The 14868-nt window shown below is 29.0% G+C and carries 15 protein-coding genes; 4 read left to right on the plus strand and 11 right to left on the minus strand.

Annotated features, from left to right (window positions below):
• Positions 1-96 precede the first annotated feature (96 nt).
• Positions 97-1470: a sugar porter family MFS transporter gene (locus NON08_RS02060; RefSeq protein ID WP_256689869.1), complete on the plus strand. Its 1374-nt coding sequence runs from the start codon at positions 97-99 to the stop codon at positions 1468-1470.
• A gap of 170 nt (positions 1471-1640) precedes the next feature.
• Positions 1641-2219 carry a DsbA family protein gene (locus NON08_RS02065; RefSeq protein ID WP_256689870.1) on the plus strand — a complete coding sequence of 193 codons (579 nt, stop codon included), beginning with the start codon at positions 1641-1643 and terminating at the stop codon, positions 2217-2219.
• A gap of 35 nt (positions 2220-2254) precedes the next feature.
• Here the strand turns inward: NON08_RS02065 and ilvA are convergent, their stop codons facing one another.
• The 11 genes from ilvA to hpt all read right to left on the minus strand — a co-directional run bounded on the left by ilvA (position 2255) and on the right by hpt (position 13091).
• Positions 2255-3463, minus strand: a complete 1209-nt coding sequence (gene ilvA, locus NON08_RS02070) for a threonine ammonia-lyase (RefSeq protein WP_256689871.1) — start codon at positions 3461-3463, stop codon at positions 2255-2257.
• Between the two features lie 82 nt (positions 3464-3545).
• A complete protein-coding gene (locus tag NON08_RS02075; protein ID WP_256691205.1) occupies positions 3546-4451 on the minus strand; it encodes a DMT family transporter in 906 nt (301 codons plus the stop codon).
• Positions 4452-4468: 17 nt separating this feature from the next.
• Entirely contained in the window at positions 4469-8749 is a 4281-nt protein-coding gene (locus NON08_RS02080) for a PolC-type DNA polymerase III (protein ID WP_256691206.1), read from the minus strand.
• Between the two features lie 48 nt (positions 8750-8797).
• Entirely contained in the window at positions 8798-9361 is a 564-nt protein-coding gene (locus tag NON08_RS02085) for an RNA methyltransferase (RefSeq protein WP_256689872.1), read from the minus strand.
• A gap of 11 nt (positions 9362-9372) precedes the next feature.
• Complete coding sequence (locus NON08_RS02090) at positions 9373-9891, minus strand: gamma carbonic anhydrase family protein (RefSeq protein WP_256689873.1); 519 nt, start codon at positions 9889-9891, stop codon at positions 9373-9375.
• Positions 9881-10606, minus strand: a complete 726-nt coding sequence (trmD, locus tag NON08_RS02095; protein ID WP_256689874.1) for a tRNA (guanosine(37)-N1)-methyltransferase TrmD — start codon at positions 10604-10606, stop codon at positions 9881-9883. Before trmD ends, NON08_RS02090 begins: the two co-directional genes overlap by 11 nt.
• Before the next feature lie 10 nt (positions 10607-10616).
• The gene (rimM, locus tag NON08_RS02100) at positions 10617-11132 is read right to left on the minus strand and encodes a ribosome maturation factor RimM (RefSeq protein WP_256689875.1); all 516 of its coding nucleotides are present in this window, start codon (positions 11130-11132) and stop codon (positions 10617-10619) included.
• 30 nt (positions 11133-11162) lie between these two features.
• Positions 11163-11402 (minus strand): KH domain-containing protein, encoded by a 240-nt coding sequence (locus tag NON08_RS02105; RefSeq protein ID WP_256689876.1) that lies wholly within the window; start codon positions 11400-11402, stop codon positions 11163-11165.
• Positions 11403-11432: 30 nt separating this feature from the next.
• Positions 11433-11672, minus strand: a complete 240-nt coding sequence (locus NON08_RS02110; protein WP_256689877.1) for a DUF4911 domain-containing protein — start codon at positions 11670-11672, stop codon at positions 11433-11435.
• A gap of 84 nt (positions 11673-11756) precedes the next feature.
• Positions 11757-12548: a 16S rRNA (adenine(1518)-N(6)/adenine(1519)-N(6))-dimethyltransferase RsmA gene (gene rsmA / locus NON08_RS02115; RefSeq protein ID WP_256689878.1), complete on the minus strand. Its 792-nt coding sequence runs from the start codon at positions 12546-12548 to the stop codon at positions 11757-11759.
• Positions 12549-12566: 18 nt separating this feature from the next.
• Complete coding sequence (gene hpt / locus NON08_RS02120) at positions 12567-13091, minus strand: hypoxanthine phosphoribosyltransferase (protein WP_256689879.1); 525 nt, start codon at positions 13089-13091, stop codon at positions 12567-12569.
• A gap of 161 nt (positions 13092-13252) precedes the next feature.
• On the opposite strand from hpt, the gene NON08_RS02125 reads away from it, so the two are divergent.
• Entirely contained in the window at positions 13253-13954 is a 702-nt protein-coding gene (locus tag NON08_RS02125) for a PASTA domain-containing protein (RefSeq protein WP_256689880.1), read from the plus strand.
• 35 nt (positions 13955-13989) lie between these two features.
• Positions 13990-14856, plus strand: coding sequence for a ribosome small subunit-dependent GTPase A (gene rsgA / locus NON08_RS02130; RefSeq protein ID WP_256691207.1), 867 nt, complete (start codon positions 13990-13992; stop codon positions 14854-14856).
• The last annotated feature ends 12 nt before the right edge of the window (positions 14857-14868 follow it).

Raw genomic sequence — 14868 nt, forward strand, 5'->3', positions numbered from 1 at the left:
TTTGTTTTTAATATTTATTCAAGGATTTATTAGTTTTTATTTGTAAAATTATTTTAATTTAATATTTAAAACTATAAAATTTAAGGAGGATATTAAATGAAAAGTAAGAATATCTATCTAGTTGCTTCTATTGTTGGAATGGCTGGATTTATTTTCGTATATGATTCCGCTAATTTAGGAGGATCTGTTAAATACATCCAGCCACATTTCAATTTACTTTCTAACCAAATTGGAATTCTTGTTGCTATATCTCTTATAGGAAATTTTTTCGGAAGTTTATCAGCAGGTTATTTTGCTGATAAGATTGGACGAAAACTTACAATGATTTACGGTGTAATTATAGGAATTATTGGCCTTTTATTTGCCTCATTAGCTCCTGTTGTAAATATTTTTTATATAGGTCGAATTATCTTTGGTTTTTCAATTGGTCTTATTTTTGTTGCAGCTCCAATGTATATAACTGAAGTAGCTCCAGCTTCTAAAAGAGGACGAGCCGGATCTATAAGACAATTATTGCTAGCATTTGGTCTTATTTTAGGATATAGTATCGGCTTCTTTTTTAATTACTACTTCTCCTTGGAATGGAATATTCGTATAGGATGGCGAATATTAATTTTTATTGAAATAGCTTTATTAATAATTATGCTCATTTCTATGTTAACTTTAGTCGAAAGTCCTCGTTGGTTAATAATTAAAGGTCGTGTTCAAGAAGCTAAAAATAGTCTAGAAGATTTTATCGAATCTAAAGAAAGAGTTGATTTAGTTTTTTCAGAAATGCTCACAAATAATTCTCCAGAAATCCAAGGTAAAAAAATAAAAATTCAAGGTGGTCTTATTTTTGCTTTAGCTCTTTGTGTTATATTCCCTATTTTTAGACAACTTTCAGGAGTTAATGCAATAACTTATTATGCTCAAAAAATATTTACAGAAATTTCAAGTGACACCCCTAATTTAGCTTATTTTCAAAGTATTTTTATAGGTGTTTCGGAGTTATTAGGAGCAATTTTTGTTGTTGCTTTTGCTGACAAAATGGGAAGAAAAGTTCTACTATTGATTGGAGCAGCTGGAATGTTTTTTTCAGAAGCTTTTATTGCCTACTCTCTTTATAAAACTCAAGTAGGAGTAGACCTATCTTATTTTATATATATTTATAATTTTTTCTTTACTATTTCAGCTGGAGCTATGCTAACAGTTTATATTTCAGAAGTTCTTCCTACTGTTATAAGATCAAAAGGAAGTTCTCTTACTGGAATGATTAACTGGATTGCTGATGCCAGTGTTATTTATACATTTCCATTATTAAATGCCAATATATATCTTACTGAAAAATTTCATGGTTCTATACCTTTTATAATTTTCTCTTTGTCTATGCTTTTATTTTTTATAGTGATTCTTTTCTTACCTGAAACAAAAAATAAAACACTTGAAGAGATTGCGGATTATTGGAAAACAAAAGGAGATTGGGAATAATTTAGGGTCTCAAAAGGCCCTTTTTTAATTATACTTTATTTTAATTTTGAAATTTAATTCACAATTATAGTATATGCAACTATTTTTATTTTTTTAAAGGATTTATATAACTATTACGTAATAGTATGGTGTAATAACAGTATATTTTTCAATCTTTTAAGGAGGTTTTTATGAAAATATCAATAATTTTAGATTTTGTATGCCCATATTGTTTTGTTGGAGAAAAGATTTTAGAAAAAGCTTTAAAAGAAAAAAATTTAAATCCTGAGTTTAGATTTTTACCATATGAACTTTCTCCAGAACCAAAGCCTCAACCTATAGTTAATGAAGCTAGTAAAGAATACTTTCAAAAAAATATAGTTAATTGGGCAAAAGATGAAAACATTAATATTAATTTCCCAACTATAAGCCCAAAACCTAGAACAGCATTAGCTTTTGAAGGAATATATGTAGCGGAAAAATATAATAAAGGTATTGAATATGTTAGAGCTGTCTTAGAAGCTTATTGGTTACATAATAAAGATATTGGTAATGTTGAAATATTAATTGAAATTGCTGATAATTTACTTATTCCAAAATTTGAGTTTGCAGACGCTTTATTATCTGGTAAATTTAAAGCAGTTCATAAAAAACTAAATGATGAAGTTTCTGATTTAGATTTTGATGTTGTTCCAACTTTTTATATCAATGAAAAACAATTAGCAAATTTTCCAAGAACTACAAAAGAGTGGCTAGAGATATTAAAATAAAAAAAAGCTATCTTCAATAATGAAGATAGCTTTTTTTAATACATTCTATATCCCATAGATGTTAATTTTTCTCTAATTTTTTCTTGATGATTTTTATCAAAACATTCTAAAACAAAACTTGCCTCTTGTGAAGTTATGCCTAAATTTGGACTATACATAGTTTGATTTATACTTAAAATATTTGCATTCATTTCACATATCGCTGCAACTACTTTTGCCATTTCACCAACTTTATCTGAAAGTTCTATTGAAAAAGCAAATCTTCTTCCCTCTAGTATAAGTGCTTTATTTAATACTCTTTCTACTAGATTTATATCTATATTTCCACCAGATATTACAGCACAAACTTTTTTATTTTCAGCTTTAATTTTTCCTGCTAAAATTGCAGCTACAGTTGTTGCACCAGCTCCTTCAGCAACAACCTTACTTTTTTCCATAAGAAAAAGAATTGCCTTTGCTATTTCATCTTCTGTCACAGTCACAATTTCATCTACACATTCTTGAACTATTTTAAATGGTTCACATCCTGCTTTTCTAACTGCAATTCCATCAGCAATTGTAGGTTTTGTAGATATTTCACAAATTTGTTTCATTGTTACAGCTTCTGCCATAGATGCTGCATGTGCTGCTTCTATTCCAATTACTTTTGCTTCTGGTCTTAATGATTTTATAGCTTTTGCTATTCCACCAATAATTCCTCCTCCACCGATTGGAACTAACACTACATCTACATCAGGTATATCTTCTAAAATCTCTAATCCTATTGTTCCTTGTCCTGCCATTACAAATTTATCATCAAAAGGGTGTAAAAAAGTGGCTCCTGTTTCTTTTTGAATTTCACAAGCTTTTCTATAAGCATCATCATATACTTCACCTTCTAAAATTACTTCAGCACCATATGATTTAGTTGCTGCTATCTTTGCTAAAGGAGCTGTTGCAGGCATTACTATAGTTGCTTTAATTCCTTGAGCAGCAGCTCCTAAAGCTACTCCTTGAGCATGATTTCCTGCTGAAGAAGCTATTACTCCTGCTGCTCTTTCTTCTGGTGAAAGACTTGCGATCTTATTTAAAGCTCCTCTTAATTTAAACGATCCTGTTTTTTGAAGATTTTCTAATTTGAAAAAAACTGAATTTCCAGTCATTTCTTTAAGAGTTGGACACTCAACTACAGGTGTTCTTTTTAATGAGTCTTTTATTGTTTCATTAGCTTTTAATATATCTTCTAATGTAAAATTACAATCCACGGTTTACCCCTCCAAATTTCATTATTATATAACTTTTTACAGCTTTATTATATATTTTTAGAACATTTTTTTCAAGATTTTTTTAATTTTTTTGATTTTTTGTGATTTTGTATATTGTAAATAACAATATTCCTGCACTCATGAATTGAACTGAGGATAGTAGTTTCCCATTAAAAATATAATCAAAGACAATCGACGACACTGGAAAACATAACTCACACATAGTGGCAACATTTGCTTTAATATACCTAAGACCTATATAATATAATAATACTGCTCCACTTCCAGTTGTCAATCCAATTATTATAAAAATCATCCATTGATGAGGTGTTGTTTTTAAAAACCAATTTAAATTTCCATTTACGATAACTATTAATCCCGTTATTATTGAAGTAAAAAGATATCTTGTATATAAAGCGGTTCTAAAAGTAGAATGAGCTAGAATTTTCTTTCCAAATACAGTAGAACTTCCAAAAGAAAAAGCCGCTAAAATAGCATATAAACTTGCTAAGCCCATATTATCCCCAGCCTCAAAGTGAGGCAGTGTAAACTGAAATGTTAATAAATATCCACTCATAATTGCCGCTATTGCCCAAAAGATAAAATTCTTTCCAACTCTTTCACCTAATAAAAGTCTTGCTAATAATATGGCAAATACTGGTTGTAGTTTTTGTAATAAAGTTACTACAGTTAAATGATTAAAATTAACTAAAAATAAAGCTTTAACTATAGATAAAGTTCCTAAAGTTCCTCCAAATAAAGCTATTAAAAAATAAAAGAATAAGTCCTCTTTACTTAAATTTCTTATATTTTTAATTTCTGCTTTTCCAAATAAAATACTCATTCCTATTAGAGGAAGAAGATGTAGTACAAAAACTACATACGCTACATTCAATTGATATAGCCTAGGAGTTAATACTATTCCATCAAATCCCCACATTGTTGCGGCTAAACAAACTAATCCTGCACCTAAATGCTGTTTTTTTATATTAAACACTTTGCCTCCTAGAAAAATAAAGTTGTCTGATTTGTTTCACTTAAAGATTCTATACAATTAAACTCTTTTAATTTATCAACTGTAGTCTGAGATGTTTTTGTTCTTCTTTTAAAATCTTCATAAGATATAAATCTCCCTATTTCTCTTTCTCTGACTATATTTTCCATTACAGATGTTCCTAATCCATTCATTCCCATTAGAGGTATTCTTATTTTTCCATCTTCTATTGTAAATCTATAACCATGAGATTTATATACATCTAAATTTAAAAACTCAAATCCTCTTGCATGCATTTCAATTATTATTTCACAAACTGCTAATTGTGCTTTTTTCTTAACATCTAATTTTGGCTCTTTATTTAACTCTTGTATTTTTTCTCTAACCTTACTTAAATCATTCATTAACTCAAAATCAAAATCCTCAACTTTTCTACTTAAATATGCTGCATAGAAAGCTAATGGATAATGAACTTTAAAGTATGCTATTCTCATAGCCATCATAACATAAGCTACAGCATGGCCTTTAGGAAACATATATTTTATTCTTCTACATGATTCTATATACCATTCTGGAACTCCATGATTTTTCATTAAATCTGAATATTCTTTCCATTGAGCTACATTTTTACTTGGTTGTCCTTTTCTTACAAACTCCATAATTTTAAAAGCAGTACCTTTTTCAATTCCCTGATCTATCAAAAAGTTCATAATGTCATCTCTAACTGAAATTACTTGAGAAAGTGTTGCTTTTCCTTCTCTAACAAATTCTTGGGCATTGTTAAGCCAAACATCTGTTCCATGAGAAAGTCCAGATATTCTAACTAATTCTGCAAATGTTGTTGGCATTGTATCAACCAACATCTGTCTTACAAAACCTGTTCCAAATTCTGGAACTCCATAAGTTCCTACAATAGATCCTATTTCCTCTTGTGTTACCCCAAGAGACTCTGTTCCAGAAAATATTTTTAAAGTTTCTAAATCACCTAAAGGAATATCATAAACATCTACTCCAGTATATTCTTGCAACATTTTTATTGTTGTAGGATCATCATGACCTAATATATCTAACTTTACTAATTGCTCATCCATAACGTGATAGTCATAATGAGTTGTTGTAGAGTCACTATTTTGATCATTTGCAGGTCTTTGAACTGGACAAAATTCGTATATAGAATTTCCTTGAGGAACTACAATCATTCCACCTGGATGCTGGCCTGTTGTTTTTTTGGCTCCTTCACATTTTTGAGCCATTCTCATCACTTCAGCTCTTCCTGACATTATACTATGATCTTCAAAAAACTTTCTAACATAACCTTCCGCATTTTTTTCTGCCAAAGTTGATATTGTTCCAGCTTTAAATACATTTGTTTTACCAAAGAGTTCCTCACAATATCTATGAATTTCAGATTGATACTCTCCTGAGAAATTTAAATCTATATCTGGAACTTTGTCTCCATTAAATCCCATAAATACTTCAAAAGGAATTGAATGTCCATCTTTTTTCATTATTTTTCCACACTTTGGACAATTTTTATCTGGTAAGTCTACTCCTGCCCCTTCTCTTTCTATGAACTCTGAATGTTTACAATTAGAATCTGTACATAAATAATGTGGATATAGAGCATTAACTTCAGTTATACCCATCATATATGCCACTATAGATGATCCTACTGATCCTCTAGATCCTACTAAATATCCATTATCCAAAGATTTTTTTACCAATTTTTGAGCAGATAAATATAAAACTGAGAATCCATTTCCTATAATAGCTTTTAATTCTCTTTCTATTCTAGCCTCTACATTTTCAGGTAACGGATTCCCATATAATTCATATGCTTTCTCATAGGTCATCTCTCTCACAATATTTTCTGCATTGTCTATTTTTGGTGGGTAAAATCCACTAGGAATAGGTTGAACTTTCTCTATCATATTATTTATTAAATTTGTTGCATCTACAACAACTTCTTTAGAAACATCTTCTCCTAAATAACTAAATTCGTTTAATAACTCTTCAGTTGTTCTAAAGTAGAATCCATTATCTACTCTATATTGATTTTCTCTAAATACACTTCCACTTCCATAAAGAAGTATTGATCTAATTTTATGATCCTCTTTTTCTAAATAGTGAACATTAGAAGAGGCTGTAATTATCTTCCCTCTATCTTTTCCTAGTTCATAAAGATATTTATTCATTTTTTCAACATCTTTAAAAGATGATATTGCTCCAGTTTCATCAGTATCTAAAAACTCTGAAAAACCAATTCTTGGTTGAAGCTCAATATAGTCGTAAAAATCTATCAGTCTTTCAATTTTTGGCAAATCATTTCTAAAGTATGCCTCAGATAATTCTCCACTATTAGCAAAATGTATTGAAGTTGGTGCTCCAATAATTAATCCTTCTCTACTTTCGCTTAATACACTCTTTAAAATTCTAGGTTTTTTACTTCCAAAATAATCAATGTGCGCTTGAGAAACTAATTTATATAAATTTTTTAATCCAACTAAATCCTTTACTAAAACCATTACATTTCTTATATCTTGCTTTCTATAATTTAAAGGAAATGCCCCTGTCATATTCAATTGGTTAGTTACTCCAATTTCTAAATATTTTTCTAAAAATATAGCAAACATTGCAGCTGTAGCTTGTGAGTCATCAACAGCTCTATGATGATTTTCTAAGGCTACTTTTAAAAATTTTGTCATAGGCTTTAATCCATATCCTTTTTGATTTGGATATAAATCTCTTGCCATTTGTAATGTATCTATTACCGCTGGATTATAATCAATCCCTAGATATTTTTTAACATCTCTTTTCAAAAATCCCATATCAAAAGGAGCATTATGAGCTACTAAAGTCGCATCTCCTAGGAACTCCATAAATCCTGGTAAAATTTCATCTATTTTTGGCATATTTTCTACTAAAGCATCATTAATGCCTGTAATCTCTTGAATTTTTTTAGGAATTTTTTTACCAGGATTTATAAGTTGTGAGTATCTATCTACAATTCTTCTTCCTTGAAGCTTTACAGCTCCTATTTCAATAATTTCATTTTTATGTGAATTTAGTCCTAGTGTTTCTAAGTCAAATACCACGTATGTTTCTTCATCTATTGAAACATCTTTAGCATTTTGGACCATCGGTTGAGTATCATCTACCATATACATCTCACAACCAAATATTATCTTTATATCTTTCCCTTTTGCAGCTTTATAAGCAAAAGGAAACGCATGAACTACACCATAGTCTGTTATAGCTATAGCTTTATGTCCATATTCTAAAGCTCTTCCTACAATTCCTTTTACATCCTCTACACCGCACATCTCACTCATCTTTGTATGTGTATGTAGTTCTATCATTTTTTCGTCAGCTCTATCTTGTTTTTTAGATTTTGCTTTATCTAACTTATTTAATATGTTTACTAAAATTATTTCCTCATTATTTTCAAAACTATCAATTTGTTTCTTACCACTAATTTTTATAAAATCTCCAACTTTTACATCAAAATCTTCTGGACTATTTAAAAATATTTTAGCTGTTATAGAATCTTCACCATCTGTTATTCTTAAAACTTGAAGAATTTTTCCAGTTCTTAACTCTCTTCCCTCAGTAGCAAAAAGTTCTCCTTCTATTACTGCTATCTCATTTTCTATTAACTCTTTAAATTCAGATATTGGCATACTTGGACTTTTTATATCTTTTTTCTTACTAAAACCACCTCTACCTGTAGGTACTGCTGATTTAATTTCAACTGGTGGATTAGTTGTCTTTTGAATATTTTCATTTTCAATAGTTTTTGAACTTAAAGTTATTATTTTATTTTCTATCTCATTTTCTATTGTTTTTATTTCATTATTAAAATCTCCAGAAATAAAATTAACTTTAAAACCATTAATTCCATAATTTTCTAAAAGTGTTTGCATTTTAATATCTAAATTTGAACTATATAAAGTCTCTACAGCCATCTCATTTTTTAATTCAATATCAACGTTGTCATCTTTTATTGAAATTCTATACAAATATAAAAAAGATTTTGATATAGCATTAGTTCTTTTTAATCTATCTATAACTCTTTCAATTATTTCTAAAAATTGTTCTTTACTAATCTCTTTTTTTTCATATTCTACTTTAAACTCAATATCTAATTCATTTCCAAACTTTTTTTTCAAATTTTCATAAGCCTTATCTAATCCTTTTAAATCTTGAGGTGTAGAAACAACACATATCAAATCCATCTTTTTATTTCTTTCACTGAAAATAATCTCTGTAATCTCTATATTTTCAATCCCCATCTCTTTAAAAATATTCCTCTGAGGTCTTATTCTAATTTCTCTTTTCAATTAATTTTCTCCTAATAATCTATCTAAAATGATTGAAACTGCTGATCTAACAGATAAATGATTATAGTCTGATTTTCCTCTAATTGGTTCTAATATATAATCTGACATATCCATTACTTCATCTATTAATCCCCATCCTGTACCAAATAATATCAAATAAGGTTGATCATCATTTAGCATCTTTTCAGATAATGCTTTATATCCTATTGAGTTTGGAAATATTTTTGCTGATGTTGTTATTATTAAAGGTTTTTTTCCTTCTCTCTCCTCTATCTCAGCTATACTTTTTTCTATTGATTCATATACTCTTGTTCTTCCAAAAGCTTCTTCTCTATCTCTGTTATATCCTGCACCAAAGCCATCTTGCCAATAACCTATTATTCTTTCAGTTAATTTTTTTTGTGCATCTACAGAAACTATTATATGATATTGATTTACATCGTATGTTCTACAAGTTCTTGAAATATCATGTATATCAAAATTAGTTACTGATGTACATACTATATCTCCTCTTTTATTATATACTGGCGAGTGAACTAGTCCTAAATATATTGCTTTTCTCATTATAATCTTACCTACCCTATTCTCTCTAATTTTTTATATTTTTCAATTTTATCTAAATAAACTTGATTTGCATATTTTAAATAATCTATATTTTTATCAGAAAGTTGTTTTACCACTTTTGCAGGAGAACCAATTATTAAATCTCCTTCTTGTGCTTTTAATTTTTCAGTCACTAAGCTTCCTGCTCCTACTATGCAATTCTTAGGAATTTTAGCTCCATTTAATAAAATTGATCCCATACCTATTATCACATTGTCACCAATTTCACAGCCATGTATAACACAATTATGTCCTATAGTTACATTTTTACCTATAATTACTGGATACGGTGTATCTCCATGAACTGTTGTATTATCCTGTATATTTGAATTATTACCTACTGTAATTTTACTCATATCAGCTCTTAAAACAGCTGAAAACCAGATGCTTACATTCTTTCCTGTTTCCACTTCTCCTATTATAGATGCATTTTCTACTATTAAGTTATTTTCACCAATTTTTGGAACTAATTCTCCTAGTTTATATATCATTTTTTTGCTCCTCTTTTATCTCTGTTAAAAGCTTCTTTTCTAATTTTGAAAATTCACGTTTGTTTAAAAGTTCTGGTCTTCTTTTCAAAGTTCTTTTTAAGCTTTGCTTTAGTCTCCACTCATCTATATTTTTATGGTGACCAGACATTAAAACTTCTGGAACTTTTAATCCTTGAAATTCAGCAGGTCTCGTATAATGCGGATAATCTAGTAAACCGTTATAAAAAGAATCGTTTTCATAAGATTCTTTTTTTATAACTCCTGGAACTAATCTAATTATTGCATCAGATATAACCATTGCTGGTAACTCTCCACCAGTTAAAACAAAATCTCCCAATGATATTTCTAAATCAACTTTATTTTCTATAACTCTTTCATCCACCCCTTCATAGTGTCCAGCTATAATTGTTATTTCTTGTTCTTTGGCTAGTTCACAAGCTAAGGCCTGAGTCAATTTAACACCTTGAGGAGAAGTATAAATTATTTTTCCTCTATTTTCTTCTAAAGCTTTCATTATGGGCTCTGGTTTCATAACCATTCCAGCTCCACCACCAAATGGGATATCATCACATTGCTTATGTTTTCCTTCAGCAAAGTCTCTTATATTAACTATATTTATTTCTACCTGCTCTCTTTCCACAGCTCTTTTTATAATACTATGCTCCTTAAAAGAGTTAAAAAACTCTGGAAATAGTGTTAATATATTAATTTTCACAATATTCTCCTTAGTCTTTCTTTTTTTCTCTCATTCCATCGATTAATGAAACAATCATTTGATTTTTTTCAAAATCTATTTTTTTAACAAATATTTCCACGTCTGGAATCATAGTTTCGTATTCTTCATCTTCTATCACATAGATATCATGAGCTGCTGTTTCATAAATATCTACAACTTCTCCTATATTTTCTTCATCCTCTGTTATAACCTTCATCCCAATAACATCATTTGCTAAAAATTCATCATCTTCTATTCCTAAAAGATCTCTTCTTACTTTTATAACTCCATTCTGTATTGAGCTTGCATCTGTTTTATTTGTTAATTCTTCAAATTCAACTATCCATTTTTTATCTATCATACTAGCTACTTTTTTTACAGTTAAAATCTTTATCTCTCCTGATGTCAATTCAACCATAACTTTATTTCCATTTAAAATTTCTAAATCTCCTATATTTGAAGTTACTTTTATTGCTCCCTTCAAATGGTGAGTTCCAGAAACTCTTCCAACTGACAATAGTTCCATTAATTTTCTCCTTTAAATCTATTAGTTAAATTAGTCTACAAACTCAACATTTACGTTCAGTCTATCTTTTACTCCAGCTGCCTGCATTACTCCTCTAATTGCGTTTGCTGTTAATCCATTTTTTCCAATAACTCTTCCCATTTCTCCTTGAGCTACACTTACCTTAAATGTTACTGTATCATCTATTAAGTCATATGTTATTCTTATTCCTTCTTTTGTTTCAACTAATTCACCTATAATATAATTTATTAACAATTCTAATTTTTCCATAAATATCTCCTCCTGTTTTTTTATTAAATTTTAAAGCTCTCCAGACCAAGGGCCTTCCCAAACAATCTCTGCTTTTACCCATTTTCTATTTAAATCTTCTACAATCATTCTAACATCCTCTTTAAAATCTGTTGTTGAAACAATTGTTAAATCTCCTGCATCAGCATCTTTAGTTCTTACAATACCAACACCTTCATAAGCTTCCATTATCTTATTAATAAAATCGATATCTTCACGCTTAGTTTTTATTTTAAATTCATAACTATCCATTTTTACTCCTTTTTAAGCTAAAAGGAGGCTTTCAAAAATTAGGAATTTTCCCTTCTTTTATCCACGCCTCACTTATTAAAAGTTTTATTCTTCTTCAAATATCTCAGCTAACTCTATAAACTGTTCAATCGTTAAGTTTTCTGCTCTTTCCGTTTCTGATATACCTAACTTAGATAACTTTTCTCTTATAAAATCTTTAGAATATCCTAAAGTCGTTAAATTATTTATAATATTTTTTCTTTTATTCGAAAAAGCTGCCTTTACATATTTAAAAAATAAATTTTCTGAAATTTTATTTTCGTATCTTCTGTCTTCATAGAATTTTATTGACATAAACGCTGAATCTACTTTTGGTGGTGGGGTAAAAAACGCTTTTGGTATAGTAAACAAATACTCTGCTTCTCCATAATACTCTACAGCTAGTGTTAATACACTTCTTTCTTTCCCTGATTTTGAGCAAACTCTCTCAGCCACTTCTTTTTGCACCATTATAAACATTTCACTAATTCTATCTCTATTTTCAATAATTTTATTTATAATTGGTGATGTTATATAATAAGGAATATTTGCAACTACTCTTCCTTTTTCTAAAACATTTTTTAAATCTACAGTTAAAACATCCTGCATTATTAAATTAAATTTAGGATTTGATGAGTATTTTTTTGTAAGAATTTTTTCCAAGTCCGTATCGATCTCAATACAAGTAACTTGCTTTGCTCTTTCTAATAACAAAGCTGTCAATGCACCTTCACCTGGTCCAATCTCAATTATATGTTCATCTTCTCTAACTTCTGAAACTTCCATAATCTTATTCAAAACATCATTTTGATCTGTTAAGAAGTTTTGTCCAAATTTTTTCTTGTGTTTAAAGGACATTTTCCCTCCTTTTAATTATTACTTTCTAACTACTTTTCCAATATAAGGAAGGTTTCTATATAGCTCATCATAATCTAAACCATACCCCACTACAAATTCATCTGGTATTTCAAATCCAATATATTCCCCAACCATTTCAACTTTTCTTCTACTTGGTTTATCTAATAAAGAACATACTTTTAAAGATTTTGGTTGTTTTGACATCAAGAACTTTTTTACAGACTCTAATGTTAAACCTGTATCAATTATATCTTCTATAATTAAAACATCTTTTCCTGTCAAATCTTCATCAACATCTTTTAAAATCTTTACTACACCTGTACTGTCAGTTCCACCATGGTAACTAGAGACTTTCATGAAATCCATAGCTAAATCTAGCTCAACACTTTTTAATAAATCAGCCATGAACATGATTGATCCCTTTAGTAAACCTACGCAAATAAGATCTTTTCCTGCATAATCTTTTTCAATCTCTTTTGCAACCTCTTTTATTCTAGCCTGTAAATCTCCTTCAGAAATCATTTTCTCTATTGTGTAATCCATTTTACCCTCCTAAATTTCAAATAATAGTTTACAAAATATTCTATCATTTAAGCTACTATTTATCAAGTAATTATTGATATTTTAGTGCCACTATGATATTATTTTAGGAGTATTTAGAGTATTTTATTATTTAATTTCATAGTACTAATTTAGGAGGAAAAATGAAAAAATATTTAGCATATTTGCTATCATTCATACTTATTATTTTTATTTGTTTTTTTGCTTTTAATATTTTCTTAAAAACATATTTTAATAAAAGTTTTTATTCACTACCAAATCTTGTTGGAATGAATTTAGAACAAGTAAATAAAATAGATTCTATTGATAAAATCAATGTAATTGTTGCTGGAAATGATTTTTCTAACCTACCTGCTGGAACTATATTTAAACAAAATCCAGCTGCTGAAAAAGTTGTTAAAGAAGGAAGAACTGTTAGAGTTTGGTTAAGCAAAGGAAAAGACGATTATACTATGCCTGACTATACTAATAAAAATTTAATTGAGGTCTCTGCTAGACTACAAGAAGAAGGAATCAAAATAAAAAAAGTTTCTTATACATCTTCAAACTTACCCTACAACACTGTTTTAGCTACAACTCCATCTGTTGGACAAAGCACTCAAAAAAATAAAGGAGTCTCTCTTTTATTAAGCAACTCTAATTCTATTGCTTCTGTAGAAGTTCCTGATACCATCGGATTTACTTTTGAAGAAGCAAATAATGAATTAATTTCAAAGGGACTTATTATAGGTGTGGTTAAAGAAAAGGTTGTCCCTGGATTAGAAAAAGGAATTGTTATAGAAACTACACATATCGGAGAAGCTGTTCCTGCTGGAACTATCATTGATATCGTTGTAAGTTATTAATTTAAGGAGCGTGAATTACTATCGAAGGAATTGTTATTAATAAAATTCAAGGTTTTTATAATATTGAAAGTAATGGAAAAGAGTATCTTTGTAAATTAAGAGGAATCTTAAAAAGATCTGACAAAAGAGAAAATTGCACTGTAGGAGATTATGTTGTTTTTGATGCAGACGGCTTTATAACAGAGGTAAAGCCTCGAAAAAATCTTTTAAGAAGACCTTTAGTTGCTAACATAGATTACGGTGTTATACAATTTGCTGCTAAAGATCCAGCTATTGACTATGAAAAAATAAACATTTTAATTTTAAATAGTCTGTATAATAAAATCAAACCTGTATTAATCATTAATAAAATAGATTTATTGACACCTGAAGAATTAAAGGAAATTAAATCTAATTTAGAATATTTATCTAAAATACAGATTCCTGTTTTTTACATATCGACTTATGAAAATATTGGTATAGATCAACTAAGAGACTTTTTAAAGGATAATGTTACAGCCTTTGGTGGTCCATCTGGAGTTGGAAAATCAAGTATTTTGAATCTTTTACAAGACTCGAAAGAACTAAAAACAGGTGAAACAAGTAAAAGATTAAGGGCTGGTAAACATACTACTAGAGATAGTAAACTACTTTCTCTTCCTAGTGGAGGATTCGTTATTGACACACCTGGATTTTCCTCTGTGGAGTTACCTCCTACTGAAAATGCACAAGAATTAATTGATCTTTTTCCTGAGTTTAATTTAAGTGAAGGGTGTAAATTTAATAATTGTGTTCATATTAATGAACCTAACTGTGGTGTAAAAAATGCTGCCGATACTGGTCAAATTCCTAAAGAGAGATATGATTTTTATAAACGTTGTTACGAAAAATCTAAAAATGAAATCTGGAATAAATATAAATAGAGATTGTTCAAA

Origin of the sequence: Cetobacterium sp. NK01 (genome assembly GCF_024506395.1) — a bacterium.
Lineage (GTDB): Bacteria > Fusobacteriota > Fusobacteriia > Fusobacteriales > Fusobacteriaceae > Cetobacterium_A > Cetobacterium_A somerae_A.